This is a genomic window from Allosediminivita pacifica, from assembly GCF_003054175.1.
Classification (GTDB): Bacteria; Pseudomonadota; Alphaproteobacteria; order Rhodobacterales; family Rhodobacteraceae; genus Allosediminivita; species Allosediminivita pacifica.
The window spans coordinates 88,346-107,591 of the sequence record NZ_QBKN01000016.1 but is presented as its reverse complement, the minus strand read 5'-3'; the positions used below and the strand labels follow the sequence as shown (position 1 = coordinate 107,591).

Annotated in this window: 20 protein-coding genes; 15 read left to right on the top strand and 5 right to left on the bottom strand. The window is 65.1% G+C overall.

All coding sequences use genetic code 11. From position 1 onward, the window contains the following. The first annotated feature begins 10 nt into the window (after window positions 1-10). From C8N44_RS13575 to C8N44_RS13560, 4 genes are all read left to right on the top strand, one after another. Window positions 11-595, top strand: a complete 585-nt coding sequence (locus tag C8N44_RS13575; protein WP_074743001.1) for an NADH dehydrogenase ubiquinone Fe-S protein 4 — start codon at window positions 11-13, stop codon at window positions 593-595. Beyond that, a complete protein-coding gene (locus C8N44_RS13570; RefSeq protein ID WP_043869997.1) occupies window positions 595-1,740 on the top strand; it encodes a cation:proton antiporter in 1,146 nt (381 codons plus the stop codon). The genes C8N44_RS13575 and C8N44_RS13570 overlap by 1 nt, the downstream gene beginning before the upstream one ends. Before the next feature lie 324 nt (window positions 1,741-2,064). Continuing rightward, window positions 2,065-3,165: a glycosyltransferase family 4 protein gene (locus C8N44_RS13565; protein ID WP_043869996.1), complete on the top strand. Its 1,101-nt coding sequence runs from the start codon at window positions 2,065-2,067 to the stop codon at window positions 3,163-3,165. Window positions 3,166-3,182: 17 nt separating this feature from the next. Next, the gene (locus C8N44_RS13560) at window positions 3,183-5,387 is read left to right on the top strand and encodes an amylo-alpha-1,6-glucosidase (protein WP_043869995.1); all 2,205 of its coding nucleotides are present in this window, start codon (window positions 3,183-3,185) and stop codon (window positions 5,385-5,387) included. A 42-nt stretch (window positions 5,388-5,429) separates the two neighbouring features. Here C8N44_RS13560 and C8N44_RS13555 read toward each other — a convergent pair whose 3' ends face one another. After that, on the bottom strand, window positions 5,430-5,654 hold the full coding sequence (locus C8N44_RS13555; protein WP_043869994.1) for a hypothetical protein: 225 nt from the start codon (window positions 5,652-5,654) through the stop codon (window positions 5,430-5,432). A 212-nt stretch (window positions 5,655-5,866) separates the two neighbouring features. Between C8N44_RS13555 and C8N44_RS13550 the strand changes: the two genes are divergently transcribed. From C8N44_RS13550 to C8N44_RS13535, 4 genes are all read left to right on the top strand, one after another. Continuing rightward, complete coding sequence (locus C8N44_RS13550) at window positions 5,867-6,364, top strand: Hsp20 family protein (protein ID WP_043869993.1); 498 nt, start codon at window positions 5,867-5,869, stop codon at window positions 6,362-6,364. An 80-nt stretch (window positions 6,365-6,444) separates the two neighbouring features. Further along, complete coding sequence (locus C8N44_RS13545) at window positions 6,445-7,176, top strand: NADH dehydrogenase ubiquinone Fe-S protein 4 (protein WP_082033237.1); 732 nt, start codon at window positions 6,445-6,447, stop codon at window positions 7,174-7,176. Beyond that, window positions 7,173-7,412 carry a DNA-directed RNA polymerase subunit omega gene (gene rpoZ, locus C8N44_RS13540; RefSeq protein WP_052453270.1) on the top strand — a complete coding sequence of 80 codons (240 nt, stop codon included), beginning with the start codon at window positions 7,173-7,175 and terminating at the stop codon, window positions 7,410-7,412. Before C8N44_RS13545 ends, rpoZ begins: the two co-directional genes overlap by 4 nt. 30 nt (window positions 7,413-7,442) lie before the next feature. After that, entirely contained in the window at window positions 7,443-7,805 is a 363-nt protein-coding gene (locus C8N44_RS13535; RefSeq protein ID WP_052453269.1) for an SPW repeat domain-containing protein, read from the top strand. Window positions 7,806-8,243: 438 nt separating this feature from the next. Here the strand turns inward: C8N44_RS13535 and C8N44_RS13530 are convergent, their stop codons facing one another. Beyond that, a complete protein-coding gene (locus tag C8N44_RS13530) occupies window positions 8,244-9,314 on the bottom strand; it encodes a site-specific integrase (RefSeq protein WP_043869992.1) in 1,071 nt (356 codons plus the stop codon). Between the two features lie 119 nt (window positions 9,315-9,433). On the opposite strand from C8N44_RS13530, the gene dusA reads away from it, so the two are divergent. Further along, window positions 9,434-10,441 carry a tRNA dihydrouridine(20/20a) synthase DusA gene (dusA, locus tag C8N44_RS13525; protein WP_107977309.1) on the top strand — a complete coding sequence of 336 codons (1,008 nt, stop codon included), beginning with the start codon at window positions 9,434-9,436 and terminating at the stop codon, window positions 10,439-10,441. 11 nt (window positions 10,442-10,452) lie between these two features. Continuing rightward, on the top strand, window positions 10,453-11,223 hold the full coding sequence (locus tag C8N44_RS13520; RefSeq protein WP_107977321.1) for a hypothetical protein: 771 nt from the start codon (window positions 10,453-10,455) through the stop codon (window positions 11,221-11,223). Window positions 11,224-11,244: 21 nt separating this feature from the next. Here C8N44_RS13520 and C8N44_RS13515 read toward each other — a convergent pair whose 3' ends face one another. From C8N44_RS13515 to ccmI, 3 genes are read right to left on the bottom strand one after another with little or no spacing between them, the layout of a single operon-like run. Next, the gene (locus C8N44_RS13515; protein WP_188758740.1) at window positions 11,245-11,487 is read right to left on the bottom strand and encodes a DUF1289 domain-containing protein; all 243 of its coding nucleotides are present in this window, start codon (window positions 11,485-11,487) and stop codon (window positions 11,245-11,247) included. Between the two features lie 50 nt (window positions 11,488-11,537). Next, window positions 11,538-12,017, bottom strand: a complete 480-nt coding sequence (gene ruvX / locus C8N44_RS13510) for a Holliday junction resolvase RuvX (protein ID WP_373282714.1) — start codon at window positions 12,015-12,017, stop codon at window positions 11,538-11,540. After that, on the bottom strand, window positions 12,014-13,261 hold the full coding sequence (gene ccmI / locus C8N44_RS13505; RefSeq protein WP_107977307.1) for a c-type cytochrome biogenesis protein CcmI: 1,248 nt from the start codon (window positions 13,259-13,261) through the stop codon (window positions 12,014-12,016). Before ccmI ends, ruvX begins: the two co-directional genes overlap by 4 nt. 176 nt (window positions 13,262-13,437) lie before the next feature. Here ccmI and C8N44_RS13500 point away from each other — a divergent pair, with 176 nt between their 5' ends. The 5 genes from C8N44_RS13500 (at window position 13,438) to C8N44_RS13480 (ending at window position 19,197) form a co-directional block, all read left to right on the top strand. Next, complete coding sequence (locus C8N44_RS13500; RefSeq protein WP_107977319.1) at window positions 13,438-14,682, top strand: sarcosine oxidase subunit beta family protein; 1,245 nt, start codon at window positions 13,438-13,440, stop codon at window positions 14,680-14,682. Between the two features lie 94 nt (window positions 14,683-14,776). Continuing rightward, a complete protein-coding gene (locus tag C8N44_RS13495; protein ID WP_107977306.1) occupies window positions 14,777-15,097 on the top strand; it encodes a hypothetical protein in 321 nt (106 codons plus the stop codon). Between the two features lie 69 nt (window positions 15,098-15,166). Beyond that, window positions 15,167-15,496 carry a sarcosine oxidase subunit delta gene (locus C8N44_RS13490; protein ID WP_107977305.1) on the top strand — a complete coding sequence of 110 codons (330 nt, stop codon included), beginning with the start codon at window positions 15,167-15,169 and terminating at the stop codon, window positions 15,494-15,496. A 115-nt stretch (window positions 15,497-15,611) separates the two neighbouring features. Further along, complete coding sequence (locus C8N44_RS13485) at window positions 15,612-18,632, top strand: sarcosine oxidase subunit alpha family protein (protein WP_107977304.1); 3,021 nt, start codon at window positions 15,612-15,614, stop codon at window positions 18,630-18,632. Then, window positions 18,625-19,197: a sarcosine oxidase subunit gamma gene (locus tag C8N44_RS13480; RefSeq protein WP_107977303.1), complete on the top strand. Its 573-nt coding sequence runs from the start codon at window positions 18,625-18,627 to the stop codon at window positions 19,195-19,197. Before C8N44_RS13485 ends, C8N44_RS13480 begins: the two co-directional genes overlap by 8 nt. Window positions 19,198-19,246 lie beyond the last annotated feature (49 nt).

Here is a 19,246-nt window from a genome sequence, read left to right as displayed (position 1 = left end):
GAGGTAAATCATGCTGAAAGGACACAACCGCCCACCGTTTCGACCGAAGATCCCCGGAACTGACCTGACATCTCCAGACGTGCCGACAGCGTTGATCTACAGGCCAGCTCGCTCGTCTCACACCTCCGCTCCAATCAGGCGGCAGCATTGGATACTCGAGTTTGAGACGGCCCGGGCGCCGGTCATCGAGCCTCTTATGGGCTGGACCGCAACCAAAGATCCCTATCGTCCGATCCGCCTGACATTCCCTGATCTCGACAGCGCCATCGCCTTCGCGGAACGAAACGACTGGCAGTATATCGTGCGCCACGAGCCGGACAAACGTCGATCCGTGCCACCGCGCCGCTTCTGGTGGGAGACAGCGCCAACCAGCAAGGGAGCCGATGCTCCTGGCGCCCACCGCATCGAGACCGGCCACCGACCGAGTTCCCGGCACCGGCTTCACCGAGGCATCGACGCGGCCAGCGTTCGTGATCTATCAGCGGAACTCGCGACGGCTGCAGACCCGGTCTGTGAAGCGAGTGCTGAATCCTTCCCCGCGTCCGACCCACCGGCGTGGATCGGGGCAACTGTCTATGGAAGCGGGCGACGTTGATGCACGCCGACCAGGGGCTGTTGGAGGCCGCCGCGTTGCTCGCCATGATGGCTTTTTGCCATGTCGCGATCTGCGCATGGCTTGGCATCCCCGCACTGGTCGGTTTCCTGCTGTCCGGCATTGTGATCGGGCCGTCCGGTCTGGGGCTCATCGCCGAGGGTGCCACACTGACGCTTATAGGTGAGGTCGGGGTGATCCTGCTTCTCTTTGCGCTTGGTCTGGAATTCTCCCTCGACAAGCTCGTGTCGCTCCGGCGGCTGATCTTCGGACTCGGTCTGACACAGGTGCTCGTAACCGGAGGGTCGGTCACCGCAGGGCTGCTCGTCTTTACCGAGATCGCGCCGGCGGCGGCGGTTCTGATCGCTGGCGCGGTCGCGATGTCGTCGACCGCGCTTTGCCTTAAGGTCCTGGCGGGCGGCGATGCGCTCGGGACGCCCCAGGGACGGGTCGCGATCGCTGTTCTGCTGTTTCAGGATCTGGCGGCCGTCGGCTTTCTGGCCTTTCACGATGTCATCGCCGCGGCAGGAGTCGTGGAAAGCGGGCACGACGTCCTGAAGATGGTCGAGGGCATGGGCGTGCTCGTCGGGGCGCTCTTCATCGCCCGGTCAATGCTTCAGCGGCTTGCCGGATGGGTCGCAACCCAGGGCGAGGCTGAACTCGCACAGCTTCTGGCCCTGACCGTTGCCTTGCTCGCGGCCATTATTGCGCAGGTTGCGGGTCTTTCGCCGGCGCTCGGTGCCTTCGCTGCCGGCATGATGATCGCTGAGGGCGACGCCCGCCAATTCGTTGAACGGGAAATCAGGCCGTTCCGGGATCTGTTCGTCGGGGTGTTCTTCATCGGTATCGGAGCTCAACTCCATATAGGTGCGCTTTGGTCGACATGGCCAATGGTGTTGGCATGGCTTTTTGTGCTCATGGTGGTGAAACTCGCGCTTGTTGTTGCCCTGACCCGCATGTTCGGAGAACAGCTCGAGACTGCGCTTCGCGCGGGCGCCATCCTGGCCCATGGCGGCGAATTCAGCTTGATGCTCATCTCTGTCACGACTGCCTCCGGCCTGTTGCAAGCCAAGATCGCCGACCCTCTGTTCCTTGCGTTGGGGCTGAGCATGCTGATTGGAGCGGTTGTGGTTCGTCGCGCAGCGTGAATGCGGCCAACGCACACTCAGCACCTGCCTGCTTCGCGCCATATTTTTTGCGCGCGGGAGGGGGTTGAAACTCCAAAGTCGATTTCTAACTGAACTTTTCGCAGGGGTTCCCTGCTATCTGACATCGCTGTTTTGCGCAGGAGGTTTTGCCGGGCAAGGCCATCTCGCGTTCCGGAACCATGGTCCGGCGGATGGCAGTGATCTTGTATCACGACTGTCCGAATTCGAGATGCCACATCCGGCGGTCATGCCCAGGCGGGGTGATCGTAGACGACCTTCTCGCATCCATTGTTGAGGCTTCGCTCAGAAGAGGAGGTTTTGCCGATGAAGATCGCACAGATCGCACCGCTGGAAGAAAGTTGCCCGCCGCGTCTCTATGGGGGAACAGAAAGGATCGTCTCCTATCTCACCGAAGAACTGGTCAGGCAGGGCCATGAAGTCACGCTGTTCGCCAGCGGCGACAGCCGGACCAAGGCCCACCTGGTTCCGTGCAGCAAGGAAGCGCTCCGGCTCGATCCGAACGTGAAGAACTCGCTGCCTTGGCATGTCGCCATGCTGGAGGAAGTCCGCTTGCGGGCCGATGAATTCGACGTGCTGCATTTTCACATCGACTTCCTGCACTATCCCATGGCGCGCGCATTCGCCGATCGCATGGTGACGACCATGCACGGCCGGCTCGACGGGCCTGATCTTCGTCCCTTCTATGCGACCTTCCCGAACTATCCGCTCGTTTCGATCTCGGACGACCAGCGCCGTCCGCTGCCCTTCGTGAACTGGGCAGGAACAGTTTATCACGGTCTTCCCAAGACTCTGCTGCCCTTCACCGAACGCCCGAACGGCGACTATCTTGCTTTCCTCGGACGGATTTCGCCGGAGAAACGCCCGGACCGCGCCATCGAAATTGCGGCGCGGGCGGGGATGCCACTGAAAATCGCCGCCAAGATAGGCGATGCGGATCGCAAGTATTGGGAAGAGATCATCGCGCCTATGGTCGACGCCCACGACAATGTCGAGTTCATCGGAGAGATCAACGAGAAGCAAAAGGCCGAATTTCTCGGGAACGCGCGGGCGCTGCTCTTCCCGGTCGACTGGCCCGAACCTTTCGGCTTGGTGATGATCGAGGCCATGGCCTGCGGCACGCCTGTAATCGCATGGGCGAATGGCTCAGTGCCCGAGATCGTGGAGCCAGGGCTGACCGGCTATGTCGTGCACTCGCTGGAGGACGCTGTCGCGGCCGTCAGCAAGCTGGACCGTATCAGCAGAGGAATCGTGCGCGAGACGTTCGAAGAACGCTTCACCGCAGATCGCATGGCGCGCGACTATGTCGAAATCTATCGCGGGCTGCCGGGCGTCGAGGCTGTTACGATGCCGCTCCCGCATATGCTCGGCGGCCATGGGGCCCATGTCCTGCATGCAGCGGAATGAGTGCGAAGGAGAGTAAGATGACCGAGGCGCTGCAACAGACGGCCTTGCGTGCGTCGCAACTGGTCGCGCCGCCGGCGCAATTCTTCATCCCGGCGGCAGCCTCCTTGCAGGAGCGGCGGCCACGAACCCTGAAGCACGGCGATACCTTCGCCGTGTTCGATCACAATGGCGATGTGCTCTCGGGGCCAGGCAGCCCCGAGGGCCTGTTCCATCGCGACACCAGGTATCTCTCGCATTACTATCTGACCATCGGGGGAGAGCGGCCCATGCTGCTCTCGTCCACATTGCGCGACGATAACGCCACGCTGACCTGCGATCTGACGAATCCCGATCTTTATGACGAAACCGGTCGCTGTCTGATTGCGCATGATCGCATCCACATGCGCCGGACGCGGTTTCTCTGGCAGGGCACGTGTTATGAGCGGCTGGCGGTACGCAATTTCGACGAGGCCCCACATGAGATTACCTTGGAAATCGCCTTTGAGGCCGATTTTGCGGATATTTTTGAGGTCCGTGGCCGGGTGCGGGCCCGCCGGGGAACGTCGCTCTTGCCGGAGGTGGATGGCTCGCACGTGCTCTTGTCGTACCGGGGGCTCGACCACAATCCACGTAGCACCGCTCTGCGTTTTGATCCTGCGCCTGCGCAGCTTGAGCCGGGGAAAGCCGTCTATCGTCTGAGCCTCGCCCCCGGCGAAACGCGTTCGCTCTTTATCGAGATCGGCTGCGACGTGAATGGGGCTGAGGATCCTCCGTCGCGCCTGTTTTTCCGCTCGTTGCGGGACGCGCGCCGCGCACTCAGACGTTCTTCTTCCCGCGCAGCCACGGTGCAAAGCTCCAACGAGATATTCAACGAGACCATGCGCCGTTCGGTCTCGGACCTCTACATGCTCATGACCGATACGGAGGAGGGGCCCTATCCCTATGCGGGCGTGCCCTGGTTCAGCACCGTGTTCGGGCGCGATGCTCTGATCACCGCCTGGGAAATGCTCTGGCTCGACCCGGCGGTCGCGCGGGGCGTTTTACTGCATCTTGCGGCCAACCAGGCGACGGAATTCGATCCGGATACCGATGCCGAGCCAGGCAAGATCCTTCATGAAGTGCGTTATGGCGAAATGGCGGAAACCGGCGAAGTTCCGTTCCGGCGCTATTACGGCAGCGTGGATTCGACACCGCTGTTCGTGATGCTCGCCGGGGCGTATTTCGAACGCACCGGCAATCGGGTGGTGCTGGAAACACTCTGGCCGCATGTCTGTGCGGCGCTCGACTGGATCGAGACCTATGGCGATCGGGACGGCGACGGTTTCGTGGAATACGGGAGGCGCAGCGACAAGGGGCTCGCCAACCAGGGGTGGAAGGACAGTCATGATGCGGTGTTTCACGCCGATGGGACGCTGGCCAAGGGGCCGATCGCGCTATGCGAGGTACAGGGCTACGTCTATGCTGCCCGGCTGGCTGCGTCCGAGATCGCACGGGAACTCGGTCATGACGGGATCGCGGAGGAACAGGCGCAAAAGGCCTCGGAATTGAAGTCCCGTTTTGACGCGGCGTTCTGGGACGATGAGCTTGGAACCTATGTGCTCGCCCTCGATGGTGACAAACGGCCCTGCCGAGTACGCAGTTCGAACGCGGGCCATCTGCTCTGGACGGGAATCGTCCCGGAGGAGCGCGCCGAAACGGTCGTTCGAGCCCTGATGGGGCCGTCGTCTTTCTGCGGATGGGGAGTGCGGACCATTGCCGCGGGTCAGGCACGGTACAATCCGATGAGCTATCACAACGGGTCGGTCTGGCCCCATGACAATGCGCTGATCGGGGCGGGGTTGGCGCGCTACGGGTTCCGTGAAGAGGCCGCACGGATTTTCGAGGGCATCTTCTCTGCGGCCACCTATATCGACCTGCGACGGTTGCCGGAGTTGTTCTGCGGCTTCCCGCGCCGCGAGACGCAAGGCCCCACCTTCTATCCGGTGGCCTGTACGCCGCAGGCCTGGGCGGCGGGAGCGCCGCTTTTGCTGCTTCAGGCCTGTCTCGGGCTGCGCTTCGACGCCGAGGCGCGGCAGGTGATCTTCGAGCAACCGATCCTTCCGGAGTTTCTGGGAGAGGTCGTGCTGCGCAATCTCCGCCTTGATGGTGGATCCGTCGATGTGGCTCTGCGCCGGTCTGGCACCCACGTGGTTGCCGATGTTCTGCGTCGCGACGGACCGGTTCGGGTTATTGTGACCACCTGAAGGGACGGGCTGGCGCCATCGTCTGCGCCAGCCCGATTTCTGCTACTGCAGATCATCTTCTTCCTGATCGGCTTCGAGCAATTCGACCAGCCGGGCGACCCGGCCCGATGGGAAGGGGCTATGGGCATCGACCTGCGCCTCGTCCGCCTCGACCCAGGCCTTGGCACAGGCAAGTTCGGAGGCGTCGGCGCCGGTGCGCAGAATATCAGACAGAAGCGTGGGGTCCGTGCCGGGACCCAGGATGCTTTTCACGTCGTTTTCGGTCATGATCTCCTCCTTTCGAATGCTACAAGGAAGCAAGAGAAATATAGGAGAGCTGTTCGTAGAAAAAAGTTTCCGAGCATCCTCTTGAAACCGTAAGGTGCTGTTCCAAATCACTTTATGCAGATCGCCCAGATGGGGATCGGCCATAAAGCGGGACATCGCTCCTGCGGTGCTCCCGATGTCTGTACCCATGTTGCTCAAAGGAGGATATGGCTATGGCAACGACACTTGATTTTGCACCTCTGTTCCGTTCGAGCGTTGGCTTCGACCGTATGCTCGACGCGCTCGAGACAGCCCGTCGAGTGGAGACGCTCGACAACTGGCCGCCTTATGACATCGTCAAGACCGGCGAGGACGACTATCGCATCGACATGGCGGTGGCGGGCTTTGCCGAAGACGATCTGACCCTGACCCAAGACAAGAACATGCTGATCGTGTCGGGCCGCAAGGAGACGCCCGAAGGTGACGGCGGTGTCAGCTATCTCTATCGTGGCATCGCCGGCCGGTCGTTTGAACGTCGGTTCGAACTGGCCGATCACGTCCGGGTCGAAGCGGCCACGCTGTCGAACGGCTTGCTGACCGTCGAGCTCAAGCGCGAGATCCCCGAGGAACTCAAACCGCGTCGGATCGAGATCGCGTCGGCTGAGGCGACCGAGGGTCTCGAGACCAGGCAGCTCGAGACAGCTCCAGAGCCGGAACCGGTCGCGGCCTGAACCAGCTTGGACCCAGAACGGGACGTTCCGGCCGCTCGGGTGGCGGCCGGACGCCCTTCCTGCAATCTGGAGGCTAAGAGATGAACGTGATCAGCGGAGATTTCACAGGACAATCACATGTATCACCCATTCTGAGTCAGGCCGGTTCGCGACCAGACTGGGACTCTTCTCTGCCGGACGATGCGGTCGCCCGGATATGGAAACCGTCGAAATCGGCGATGACCTCGGGGCGCACGCGTACGAAGGGCTGGAAGATGAGCTTTCCACGCCGGACCGGTCCTTGGCTCGAGCCTTTGATGGGCTGGACGGGTGGCGACGACACGATCCAGCAGATAGACCTTAGCTTTCCGACGCTGGAAGCCGCTATTCGCCATGCAAAGCGTCTGGGGGTGGCTTACGAGGTGCATCTGCCGGCAGGCGAAGCCGCGCGCCGTGCCGCCCGGGCACGGGACAGGCAGGCCGGGCTGTGGTCCGATGCCACGCTCTCTCGGCTCGGACTGTCCGAGATGCGGCAAACCTATCGTGACGCGATGGCCGGCGCAAAACGGCGGGGCGATCCGAAAGGCGGCGATGATGGGCGTTCTCCCATTGAAGTTGCTTCGGACGCCAGCCTGTCGTTGGAGGCTCGCCGTTCTATCCTGATGAACTGGGCCTACACGGAGTATCTTCAGGATGTCGCCAGCACCGAAGGCATGCCGGAAAACCAGCGTGCATCGCAGTTTGCCGAGGTTGAACGAGCGCTGTTGGCGCTTGAAGCGGCGGTGGCCGCCGACGGATTGTATCCATCCGTTGAGGAAGGGAGGGCGGCATGAATCCCTTCGTTGCAATTGATGCCCAGCAGGCGGTGCCCGATCGTTTCGCACTGGTCCTCGCCGCGAGCGCCCGCAGCCGGGCGCTGAGGGCCGGGGCAGAACCGCGGGTCGAACCTAAACGGCAAGCAACCGAAGAGCTTGCCTTGGAAGAGATCGCGACCGGTGCGATTTCGCAGGAGGAGCTGTTGCCCTTCCTGCCTGCGCCGGCGCCCAAGCGGCTGGCTCGGCCGCATTGAATCCCTGGTGAAGAGAAAGGAGGTAACACCATGAGCAAGACCTGGACCACGAACTATGACAAGCTTGGCGACGGCATCAGCCTTCTCGCGGGCCTAGCCCTCGCTGGGTTGCCCTTCGTCGTCACGATGACCGATATTGCCTTCTGGAGCGCCCTACTGACAGGAGGACTGATCGCAGTGCTTGCCGCAATTGCGCTTTGGCGACCGCATGAAGGGCTTGACTGGGCGCGTATGGTTGCGGGTGTCTGGGCTGCGATCAGCCCATGGGCTCTCGTAGCCGGCTTCACGCTCAGTATCGCGCTTGCCCATGTGGCCCTCGGCGTGCTCGCGCTGGCCTTTCCCGCCTGGCGGCGCTGGAAGAACGACGGTGGGAATTCTGCTCTGACAGCCTAATTTGGCTACCGGCCCCGCGAACGGGGCCGGTAGTTTCTTACGTTGTTTGAAAGACCAACGAAGTAGTGACGCGTTATCGGGATTTAAACCTCCACCTTCGGAGGGCAGCGCTCAAGAGTGCTGTCGCGTTTCCGCCAAGGCTAAGCTACCGCTCGAAATAGCAATTCCAGACCGCGGGAAATCCCCACAACCATCGCAATTTTCTTAGATACATCTCTAACATCATCTGGCCCCATGGGCCGACCGTCCAGTGGCAAGTTATGATGGGTGCGCCCTCCCGCAACCATCTTTACTTGCTCGGGGCGCAAGTTGTGATCAGATCCTGCCCCCGCAACCAACGATACTTCGATAATTTGAAGGCAGATCGCTTGGAGTGTGGCCTATTTGAGCTTCCTTCAAAGTTTCAGGCTGGGGAACCTTCGGCAAGGCGGGCTGAGCTCAGGCTCTGTCGATTGCGACCTGCATTCCCGGCCAGTTTGCATATTTGTCGCCTGTTTCTCGGATGTGCGTATAGCGTTTCAGGCTAACCCAAGACCTGTGTCCGCTGACCGCCGCGACATGGGGGATGTTCCAACCCATCTCGAACAACCGGGAAATGCCTTCGTGGCGCAGATCGTGGAAGTGCAGATCCTCGATCCCGAGTAGCTTGCAAGCGCGTGTGAAGTTGGTCGTGATCGCGTCCGGGGAGTAGGGGAAGATCTCAGCCTTGCTCTTGCGCATACTGTCGATGACCCGAATGGCCTCCTCAGGCAGATCGACCCAGGTATCGTTTCCGAGTTTTTCGCCGGGATGCTTCATGTCGCGGACCAGGATGCGCTTGTGCTCCTTCTGAAAGTCATCCCAGGTGAGCCGGGTGATCTCTGCCTGTCGGCGCGTCGAGAAGAGAGCGAAAACGATCACCTTGTGCATGGGCATGGCTTGAGGCGTTCTCTGGCGCCGATCAATGAAGTGGGCCAGCAGCCGGTCGAGTTCATCAAGGGTGGGCCTGCGGTTCCGCTGCGCAGAACGGGAGATGATCCCCATGCGGCGCGCGACGGTGATCGCGTCTCTCATCTCCCGGTCATCCAGTCGAAAGTCCCACATCGGTCGGGCTATGGCGAAAATGGAGGCGAGATGGCTCGCGTAGTTCCCGACGGTTTGCGGTTGTCCAGGCAGTGACTGAAGGAACTCGATGATATCCTTCGCCTTGATGGTGGAGCAGGGCAGATCGGCGATCGGGTAGGTGGTGATGGTCCTGAGGACCTGCGCTTTCGTGCGGCCGATGTCCTTCACGGCTTCCTCGGTATAGCGCTCGATCGCTTTGGACAGCGGGGGATCGGATGCGTTCAACTCTTCCAGCGCACCAGGTCTTGCTAGCTCTTTCTCGCGTTTCTTTATCCAGGCGGTCGCAGCTGGACGTCTGTCAAAAGTCTTCGTCTCATGATAGACGGTGCCCTCGCGCATCACTCGTACACGTGCCCTGTAGCTGTTATGTCCATCCTTGCGTTTGCGCGTGGTGATCGAGCCCATGATGGTCTCCCCATTTGGTCCATGGAACTGTATTTGGTCCACAGGACCAAATCCAGTGTCAAAATCGACTGATTTGGTCCATAATGAGCGGAAACGAGACGAGCTGAAGGTGCGCCGAAGTGGCTGAGAAAAAAAGAAAAAAGGAGATATCAACGGCTTCCCGTCTGTCCGTCGCGCCCATGATGGACTGGACCGACCGCCATTGCCGATATTTTCACCGGCTTCTCAGCGGGCGCGCGTTGCTTTATACCGAGATGGTCACGGCCCCGGCCTTGGTACGCGGCGGGGCGACACACCTGCTTGATCACGACGCCGCCGAACATCCGCTCGCGCTGCAACTGGGCGGGTCGGACCCGGCCGAGCTTGCGCAGGCCGCGCGCATGGGCGAGCGGGCCGGCTATGACGAGATCAACCTCAACTGCGGTTGTCCCTCCGACCGGGTGCAGTCGGGCACCTTCGGCGCCGTCCTCATGACGCAGGCGCCGCTCGTGGCCGATTGCGTCGCGGCCATGCGCGATGCCGTCTCGGTCGAGGTCACGGTCAAGTGCCGCATCGGCGTGGACGAGCAGGACCCCGAAGTGATCCTGCCCGACTTCCTCGAGAAGATCCGCGCCGCTGGCTGCCGCCGTGTCATCATCCACGCCCGCAAGGCCTGGCTGCAGGGGCTCAGCCCCAAGGAAAACCGCGATATCCCGCCGCTCGATCCCGCTCTGGTCCTGCGGATGAAGCGCGACTTCCCGGACCTGCACATCTCCACCAACGGCGGGGTGGAAAGCCTCGACGAGGTGCAGGATTTCCTGGCGCAGGGGCTCGACGGGGTCATGGTCGGCCGGGCGGCCTACCATCGGCCCTGGGACATCCTCGGCCATGCCGACGCCAAGCTCTGGGGCGACACACCCCTGCCGCGCGCGCCCGAGGACGTGGCCCGCGCCATGCTGCCCTACATCGACACCCACCTCGCCGCGGGCGGCAAGCTCGCGCAGGTCAGCCGTCATATGCTGGGGCTCTTTGCCGGGCGCCCGGGCGCGCGCCACTGGCGGCGGGTGCTCTCCGAAGGCGCCCACCTGCCGGGGGCCGGGCCGGAGCTTGTCGAACAGGCGCTGGACGCGCTCCCCCGCGCCGCATGACGGAGAAGGGGGTGCGGCAAGGGCCGGGCTGGCAGCTCTTCGACCACGACCCCTCCACCGCGACCTGGGCTGCCGCAGCGCTGGAACCGGCCTGCGCGGCAACTGCCGACCCCGAGCTGCGGGCCCGCTGGCTCGATTGCGACGGCACGTGGTTCGTCGGTGTCGATGCGCTGCCCAACGCGCCGGACGGGTCCATCGCCGGCACATCGCTTGCCGGAACGGTCATCGATCACCTGTGCCCGCTGCCGCCCCTGCATCCCGCCCAGCTTTCGGTGACCTATCCCGGCTACCCGCGGCCCCGCCGCGGCGAGGGGGAGGCCGCCTTCCGCTACCGGCTGCGCCGCGACGCCGCCCATGTGGATGGCGTCACCCGCCACGGCCCCGACCGCCGCCGCTGCGCGACCGAGCCCCATGCCTTCATCCTCGGCCTGCCGCTGACCCTCTGCGATCCCGGTGCAAGCCCGCTGGTCGTCTGGGAGGGCAGTCACGAGATCATGCGCAAAGCCCTTGCCGCCCGTTTCGCAGGTGTGCCGGAAACCGAACGGCCCGATGTGGATGTCACCGAGGTCTACCAGGCCGCACGCCGCCATTGTTTCGAGACCTGCCGCCGGGTCGAGATCACCGCCCGGCCGGGAGAGGCCATTCTGCTGCATCGGCTGTTGCTGCACGGCGTGGCGCCATGGCGCGACGGGGCCAAGGCACCGCCCGAGGGGCGCATGATCGCCTACTTCCGCCCGCAGTTGCCCGGCGGCATCAGTGACTGGCTGTCATCGGAAAACTGACCGGCGCGCGTCGCCCGGCCGTTACTCGGAGCCGCGCCCCAGGCCACTGCGCTCCATGCGGCCCCGGCGTCCGCCGCGGCGGCGCGTCAGCTTTGAGGCACGGTCCGGCAGCTCGGACATGATATCGCGACGCTCCTCGGGGCTCATCCGCGACCACATGGCGATCTCCCGCGTGCTGCGCAGGCACCCGGTGCAAAGCCGGCTTTCCGGCTCGACCACGCAGATCTTCACGCAGGGGCTCTCGATTCCGTCGCGCTTGCCCATATTGCTCACCTCTCAGATCGTCCGCGATCCCGCGGGACCGGCGGTCCCTATCACGATTCGCCCATGTTGCGCAGCCGGTCGAGCGCACCCTGCAGGATGTAGGACGCAGCGACATGGTCGATCAGCTCCGCACGCCTGCGCCGCGAGGTATCCGCCTCGAGCAGCGCCCGCTCCGCCGCCACCGTGGACAGCCGCTCATCCCAGAATGTGATCGGGCGCTTCCACATCGGCGCGAGGTTGCGCGCAAAGGCCCGCGTCGACTGACAGCGCGGCCCCTCGCTGCCATCCATGTTTACCGGCAGGCCCAGGATGATGCCACCGATCTCGCGGCTTTCCAGCGCCGCGATCAGCGCCTCGGCATCGGCGCGAAACTTCTTGCGCCGCAGCGTCTGCAAGGGCGTTGCCACGCTACGCATCCGGTCCGAGACCGCGATGCCGATGGTCCGGTCGCCAAGATCGAGCCCGGCAAGCGCCGAGCCGCGGGGCAGGGCGCCTGCGAACCCGGCAATATCCTCGTGCAGCAGCGTCATTGCGACAGCCCCGCGCGCGCCGCGGCCTCATCGATCATCTGCATGGCCTCCGGCGTATCTCCGAAGACGCCCTGCGCCTCGGCGTAGATCGCCTGCGCCTGTTCGGAGCGTCCCAGCACGCCGAGTGCCCCGATCAGCCGGGCCCATTCCTCGGCGGTGCCGCCCTCTTCGGCAAGGCGGGTGGAAAGCCGGTCGACCATGCCCTCGACCATCTGCGCGCGATCCTCCTCGCTGAGATCGCCAGCGGCCTCCATGTCCTCGCGGCTGGGGCCGGGCAGGCCTTCGACCGGGGCAGGGGCGGCGCGCTCGGGCAACTGGTAGTCCCGCTCGCCCGCGCGCCAGGCGACGTCACGGATCTGCGCCTCGATCGGCGGCACCCAAGGCGCGTCCGGCCCACTGCTGCGGAGCAGCCGGTCCCACATGCGGAAGGCGATGTCGGGCCGGCCGATCTGCGCCATCATCAGCCCGCCGTAATACTGCGCCACGCCGTTGCCAGGATCACGGGCCAGCGCCCCCTCGAGCGCGCTCTGAGCCTCGGGCGAGACGTAGCCGCCAGCGGCCAGCACCATCATGTCGGCAAGATCGGCGTAGTCCTGGGCGGTGGCATCATCGCCGCGCAGGCTCAGAATCCGCTCCTGCGCCTTGTAAGCGGCGCGGTAGTTACCGAGCGCCGCCTCCGAGCGCGCCAGAAGCCGCAGCCCGCGGATGTCCTCGGGCCGGTCATCGACCGCCTGCCGCAGACGCTCCACGAGCTCCATGTAATCCCCCGACACGTTCGGGGTGGGCTGCGCGGGCACACCGGCCTCAGCATCCGCCTGCGAGGGCCTGTCGGTGCGCGCACGCTCCGCCGCGGCCAGCCGCTCGGCGCGAGGCAGGTCGCCGTAGCCCGGCGCCCCGAGCCACGTGTAAAGCGCGAAGGACCCGCCCAGCACCACCAGCACCATGACCGCGCTCGCGACCGTGGAAACGGCACCCGACTGACCGCCCGCAGGCCGGGCCTCGCCGGCCTTGGCGTCGGCGGCCAGGATCCGCCGCGATACCTCCGTGCGCAGGCGCTCGGCCTCCTCCGCCGGGATCACGCCGCGCGTGGCATCCCGGTCGATCTCCTTGAGCTGGTCGCGGTAGACCTGCAGGTCGTAGGCCGCAGCCGGCCCCGTCTGCCTGCGTCCGCGCAGCAGTGCCATCGCCAGAAGCGCGGTCACCGCAAGCGACAGCACACCCGTCAATACCCAGAACAGCGTCATGGCTTCCCCCGATACATCGCCTTGCATCTAAAGGCGCAAGGCACGGGAAAAAAGGCCAAATGGCCGCATCAGGCCGCCATGTCGCAACCGCGTCGAATTGTGACGGTTGTGATCGGCGGCGGCGACGTGCTGAGGTCCATTACGTCCAAAGCACTCCTGACGCGGATTCGATGCCCATGAAACGCTACTCCGTCTTTGCCGTCGCCCGGCAGGCTCTCTCCAACCACCAGGGCTGGGAGAGGGCCTGGCGCAATGCGACGCCGAAAAAGCGCTACGACGTGGTCATAGTCGGTGCCGGCGGCCACGGGCTCGCCACGGCCTACTACCTTGGCAAGAACTTCGGCATCACCAATGTGGCGGTGATCGAAAAAGGCTGGCTCGGCGGTGGCAACACCGGCCGCAACACCACCATCATCCGCTCGAACTACCTGCAGGACCCCTCCGCCGCGATCTACGAGAAATCGCGCAGTCTCTATGAGACCATGAGCCAGGACCTGAACTACAACGTCATGTACTCGCCCCGCGGCGTGCTCATGCTCGCCCAGACCGAGCACGAGGTCCGCGGCTACCGCCGCACCGCCAACGCCAATGCGCTGCAGGGCGTGGACACGGAATTCGTGAGCCCCAAGCGGGTCAAGGAAATCGTGCCCATCATCAACCTTGACGGTCCGCGCTACCCGGTGCTCGGCGGTCTCTGGCAGGCCCGCGCCGGAACCGCGCGCCACGACGCCGTGGCCTGGGGCTACGCCCGCGCCTGCTCCGACATGGGCATCGACATCATCCAGAAGTGCGAGGTCACCGGCGTGCGCCGCGACGGCGACCGCGTCACCGGCGTCGACACCACCAAGGGCCAGATCGACTGCGACAAGCTCGGCATCTTGGTCGCCGGCCACTCGGGCCACCTCGCGGGCATGGCGGGCTTCCGCCTGCCGATCGAATCCGTCGCGCTCCAGGCGCTGGTCTCCGAGCCCATCAAGCCGATCATGGATTGCGTTGTCATGGCCAACACCGTGCACGGCTACATGAGCCAGTCCGACAAGGGCGAGATGGTCATCGGCGGCGGCGCCGACGGCTACAACAACTACACCCAGCGCGGCTCCTTCCACCACATCGAGGAAACCGTCCGCGCGCTGGTCGAAACCTTCCCCATGGTCTCGCGCCTCAAGATGCTGCGCCAGTGGGGCGGCATCGTCGACATGACCGGCGACCGCTCGCCCATCCTGTCCAAGACCCCGGTCGAGGGCGTCTTCATCAACTGCGGCTGGGGCACCGGCGGCTTCAAGGCCATCCCCGGCTCCGGCTGGGGCTTTGCCGAACTCATGGCCAGGGGCACCTCGCCGCTCTGCGACGAGTTCTCGCTCGGCCGCTTCCGCGAAGGCCGCTTCATCGACGAAAGCGTTGCCGCCGGGGTGGCCCACTGATGAATTGCGCGCCTTTCCGCCCATCCACTGTGCGTCCCGGGAACGAACCCGCGCGCCCGTTGTTCTTCGGCCAATATTCCAAAAGGGACATACCATGGCCGAAAACAACAGAGACACCCACGTCACCCGTGAGACCCACGTCGAAAAATCGCGCGGCTCGGGGATGGCATTCATCGTCGGCGGCCTTGTCGTGGCCGTGCTCGTCATCGCCTATTTCCTCTTTGCCGGCGGCGCCGGTGACATGGGCGCAGGCACGGGCGGCGAAGCGGGCGGCGATACCAACGTCACCGTCGAAGCGCCCGAGGCCAGTGCCTCGTCGGGCGCCGCGTCCGATGGCGCAGGTGAAGGCGGCGGCGATGCCGCGGCAGATGCCGACACGTCCGGCGGTTCCGAAGGCTCCGCATCGACGGACTGATCGCCCGGCCCATTCGCCGGTCGGGCGCATGACCCGACCGGCCCCCCATGGGGCCACAAGAGGTGCCCCATGCTGACCATTCAATGCCCCCACTGCGGCGTTCAGGCCGAGGAAACCGAACTCTCCCCCGGCGGCGAGGCGCATCTGTCGCGCTTCGGCCCCGGCAGCGAGGATCAGGATTTCGAGGCCTACCTCTTCTTCCGCGAAAACCCCAAGGGCGTGCACTTTGAACGCTGGCGCCACGTGCATGGCTGCGGCAAGTGGTTCCACGCGGCCCGCTGCACCGTGACCATGGAGGTCTTCGGCACCTATTCCGCCCAGACCACCGAGCCGCCGAAGGCGCTGCGCGACAAGATCAGCGAAAAGCGTCCCGGCTGGACATGGCGGGACATCGCCTGATGCTTCTTCTTGGCACAAATATTCCGGGGTCCGGGGCAGAGCCCCGGTCCGCCCGCAACCACACGCGCCCGACGACCGGGCAGGGGTCCGCCACACCACTCGAAAGCCACGACCGATGAGCACCCGTCTTTCCCACGGCGGCCGCCTGACCGACCGCAGCACGCCCGTCCAGTTCACCTTCAACGGCCGCAGCTTCTCGGGCTATGCCGGCGACACGCTCGCCTCGGCGCTGCTCGCGGGCGACCAGATGATGATGGGGCGCAGCTTCAAGTACCACCGCCCCCGCGGCGTGGTCTCCTCGGGCGCCGAGGAACCCAACGCGCTGGTCAACCTCGGGCAGGGCGACACCCACGAACCCAACGCCCGCGCCACCACGACCGAGATCTTCCAGGGTCTCAAGGCCTCCAGCCAGAACCACTGGCCGAGCCTCGAATACGACGTGGGCGCGGTGAACGCGCATCTGTCGCGCTTCCTGCCCGCGGGCTTCTACTACAAGATGTTCATCCATCCGCGTCCGCTCTGGAAACACGTCTACGAGCCCTTCATCCGCCAGTCCGCGGGTCTCGGCAAGGCGCCGCACCCCGAGGCGCGCGACCCCGACACGTATGAACACTTCTACGCCTACACCGATGTTCTCGTGGTGGGCGGCGGTGTCGCCGGTCTCCAGGCCGCGCTCGAGGCCGGGCGCGCCGGCGCCGAAGTGCTCCTGCTCGAACAGACCGCTCACTGGGGCGGCCGCACCCCCGTCGACGGCGGCGAGATCGACGGTCTCGACCCCGACGCTTGGATCGAAAAGGCCGTGGGTGAGCTCGAAGCGATGCCAAACGTCCGCATCCGCACCCGCACCATGGGCGCGGGCATCTACGACCACGGCTACGTGCTGGGCTACGAGCGCCTGACCGACCACGCGCCCGGGCAACCCGGTCCGCGCCACCGTCTGTGGCGGATCCGCGCAAAGCAGGTCGTCACCGCCACCGGTGCAATCGAGCGCCCGCTTGCCTTCGCCGGAAATGACATTCCCGGCGTCATGCTCGCCAGCGCCGTGCGCGACTACCTCGTCAACTACGGCGTCGCCGTGGGCGACCGCACCGTGGTCGTGACCACCAACGACGACGGCTACCGCACCGCCATCGCGCTCAAGCGCGCGGGCCTCGACGTGCCCGCGGTGCTCGACGCCCGCGAATACGGCGGCGGCGCGCTTATGGATCAGGCCAAGGAGATGGGCATCCGGGTCGAGACCGGCCGCGGCATCAGCAAGGTCAAGGGCGGCAAGCGCGTCACCGGCGTCGCCACCTGCGGCATCGCGGGCTCGGGCGCATTGATCGACGAAATCGCCTGCGACTGCGTCGCCATGTCCGGCGGCTGGTCCCCGGTAGTGAACCTCTGGTCCCACTGTGGCGGCAAGCTCTTCTGGGACGAGGCGCAGGCCTGTTTCCGCCCCGACACGGACCGCGCGCCCACCGGCGCCGACGGCAAGCCCTTCGTCACCCCGGCAGGCGCCGCCAACGGCTATCTCTACCTGTCCGAGACGCTCTCGGACGGGGCGGTCGGCGGCCGTACCGCGGCCACCGCCACGGGCCACGCCGCGGGCGATGCCGCCGTGCCGGAAACCAGCGCCCCGGTCGAAGCCGCCCCGCGTCCCGTCTGGATGATGCCCGAAGGCGCGCCCTACGAGTACCGCGCCAAGGCCTGGCTCGACTACCAGAACGACGTCAAGGTGACCGACGTGCAGCTTGCCGCGCGCGAAGGCTTCGAAAGCGTCGAACATACCAAGCGCTACACCACGCTCGGCATGGCGACGGATCAGGGAAAGCTCAGCAACCTCAACGGCCTCGCGACTCTTGCGAATGCCCTGGGCGAGGAGATCCCCCAAGTCGGCACCACCACCTTCCGCCCGCCCTACACGCCTATCTCCATGGGCTCCATCGCGGGCGAGGCGCGCGGCAGCGTCTTCCAGCCGCTGCGCCGCACGCCGATGCACGACTGGCACGAGGCGCATGGCGTCCAGTGGGAACCCGTCGGCCACTGGCGCCGTCCCTACTGCTTCCCGAAGGCGGGCGAGTCCTCCGAGCAGGCCGTCCATCGCGAGATCACCGCGACGCGCGACAGCCTCGGGCTGCTCGACGCCTCGACGCTGGGCAAGATCCTCGTGAAGGGCCCCGACGCGGGCCGCTTCATGGACATGCTCTACACCAACCTCATGAGCAAGCTGGCCGTGGGTCGCTGCCGCTACGGGCTCATGTGCTCGGAAAACGGCTTCCTCAGCGATGACGGCGTCGTTGCGCGCCTCGACGAGGACACCTTCCTCGTGCACACCACCACCGGCGGCGCCGACCGCATCCATGCCCACATGGAGGAATGGCTCCAGACCGAGTGGTGGGACTGGCAGGTCTACACCGCCAACGTGACCGAGCAATATGCCCAGGTCGGCGTGGTCGGCCCCAACGCCCGCAAGGTGCTGGAAAAGCTCGGCGGCATGGACCTCTCGGCCGAGGCGATGCCCTTCATGACCTGGGCCGACGGCACGCTCGGCGGCCTCCAGGCCCGCGTCTTCCGCATCTCCTTCTCGGGCGAACTCAGCTTCGAGGTGGCCGTGCCGGCGGGGCAGGGCCGTGCGCTCTGGGATACGCTGATGGAGGCGGGCGCCGAATTCAACGCCACGCCCTACGGCACCGAGGCGCTGCACGTCATGCGCGCCGAGAAGGGCTTCATCATGATCGGGGACGAAACCGACGGTACCGTGATCCCGCAGGATCTCGGGCTCGACTGGGCGATCTCCAAGAAGAAGGACGACTACATCGGCAAGCGCGCGCAAGAGCGCAGCTTCATGGACAACGCCGACCGCTGGAAGCTCGTGGGCCTCGAAACCCTCGATGGCTCGGTCCTGCCCGACGGCGCCTATGCGCCAACCGATGGCAAGACCCGCAACGGCCAGCGCAACACCCAAGGGCGCGTGACCTCGAGCTACTTCTCGCCCACGCTGGGCAAGGGCATCGCCATGGGCCTCGTGCACAACGGGCCCGACCGCATGGGCGAGGTGATCTCCTTTGCCGCCGCCGATGGGACCACCATGACCGAGGCCCGCATCGTCAACGCCGTCTTCTTTGATCCGGAAGGGAAGAAACAGAATGTCTGAGCCCGTCACCCCCCTTGCAGGCGCCAGCTTCGACGGGCTGGTGCGCGTGACCGAGACCGGCCCGCAGGGCATGATCGTCCTGCGCTGCCCCGAGGATGCAACCGATGCGCGCGAAGCCGCCACGGCGGTCACCGGCACCAAGGACCCGGCCCTGCGCCGGGCCGCCGTCTCGAACGGCACCGGCATCCTCTGGATGTCGCCGGATGAACGGTTGATTCTCGTGCCCCGCGCGAAATCGGCCAGCACCGTGGCCGAGATGCAGGCCAAGCTTGCCGGGCAGCACGCGCTTGTCGCCGACGTCTCGGACGCCCGCGCCATCTTCCGCCTCGAAGGCGATCCGCTCATGGTGCGCGAGGTGCTGGCCAAGCTCGCGCCCGTGGACATGCGCCCCGATCATTTCGAGGTGGGCGAGGTGCGCCGCACGCGGCTGGCACAGGTCGCCGCCGCCTTCTGGCTCGAGCAGGAGGGAACAGCGGACCTGATCTGTTTCCGCTCGGTGGCGCGGTACGTCTACGACCTCCTCTGTACCGCTGCGGTAAACGGAAGCGCGGTGAAACATTTCTGACCGGCGCGGCGTTTAAGAAATAGACAACGGGGGCGGCCTTGACCTTCCC

Bases quoted from the DNA above. Each gene is read 5' to 3' on its own strand.
- C8N44_RS13495 (WP_107977306.1), top strand. From the start codon at position 14,777: ATGGCCGAAAACAACAGAGACACCCACGTCACCCGTGAGACCCACGTC.
- C8N44_RS13500 (WP_107977319.1), top strand. From the start codon at position 13,438: ATGAAACGCTACTCCGTCTTTGCCGTCGCCCGGCAGGCTCTCTCCAAC.
- C8N44_RS13555 (WP_043869994.1), bottom strand. From the start codon at position 5,654: ATGACCGAAAACGACGTGAAAAGCATCCTGGGTCCCGGCACGGACCCC.
- C8N44_RS13485 (WP_107977304.1), top strand. From the start codon at position 15,612: ATGAGCACCCGTCTTTCCCACGGCGGCCGCCTGACCGACCGCAGCACG.
- C8N44_RS13535 (WP_052453269.1), top strand. From the start codon at position 7,443: ATGAGCAAGACCTGGACCACGAACTATGACAAGCTTGGCGACGGCATC.
- ruvX (WP_373282714.1), bottom strand. From the start codon at position 12,017: ATGACGCTGCTGCACGAGGATATTGCCGGGTTCGCAGGCGCCCTGCCC.
- C8N44_RS13570 (WP_043869997.1), top strand. From the start codon at position 595: ATGCACGCCGACCAGGGGCTGTTGGAGGCCGCCGCGTTGCTCGCCATG.
- C8N44_RS13550 (WP_043869993.1), top strand. From the start codon at position 5,867: ATGGCAACGACACTTGATTTTGCACCTCTGTTCCGTTCGAGCGTTGGC.
- C8N44_RS13515 (WP_188758740.1), bottom strand. From the start codon at position 11,487: ATGGGCAAGCGCGACGGAATCGAGAGCCCCTGCGTGAAGATCTGCGTG.
- C8N44_RS13545 (WP_082033237.1), top strand. From the start codon at position 6,445: ATGAACGTGATCAGCGGAGATTTCACAGGACAATCACATGTATCACCC.
- C8N44_RS13575 (WP_074743001.1), top strand. From the start codon at position 11: ATGCTGAAAGGACACAACCGCCCACCGTTTCGACCGAAGATCCCCGGA.
- rpoZ (WP_052453270.1), top strand. From the start codon at position 7,173: ATGAATCCCTTCGTTGCAATTGATGCCCAGCAGGCGGTGCCCGATCGT.
- C8N44_RS13560 (WP_043869995.1), top strand. From the start codon at position 3,183: ATGACCGAGGCGCTGCAACAGACGGCCTTGCGTGCGTCGCAACTGGTC.
- C8N44_RS13565 (WP_043869996.1), top strand. From the start codon at position 2,065: ATGAAGATCGCACAGATCGCACCGCTGGAAGAAAGTTGCCCGCCGCGT.
- C8N44_RS13490 (WP_107977305.1), top strand. From the start codon at position 15,167: ATGCTGACCATTCAATGCCCCCACTGCGGCGTTCAGGCCGAGGAAACC.
- ccmI (WP_107977307.1), bottom strand. From the start codon at position 13,261: ATGACGCTGTTCTGGGTATTGACGGGTGTGCTGTCGCTTGCGGTGACC.
- C8N44_RS13480 (WP_107977303.1), top strand. From the start codon at position 18,625: ATGTCTGAGCCCGTCACCCCCCTTGCAGGCGCCAGCTTCGACGGGCTG.
- C8N44_RS13530 (WP_043869992.1), bottom strand. From the start codon at position 9,314: ATGGGCTCGATCACCACGCGCAAACGCAAGGATGGACATAACAGCTAC.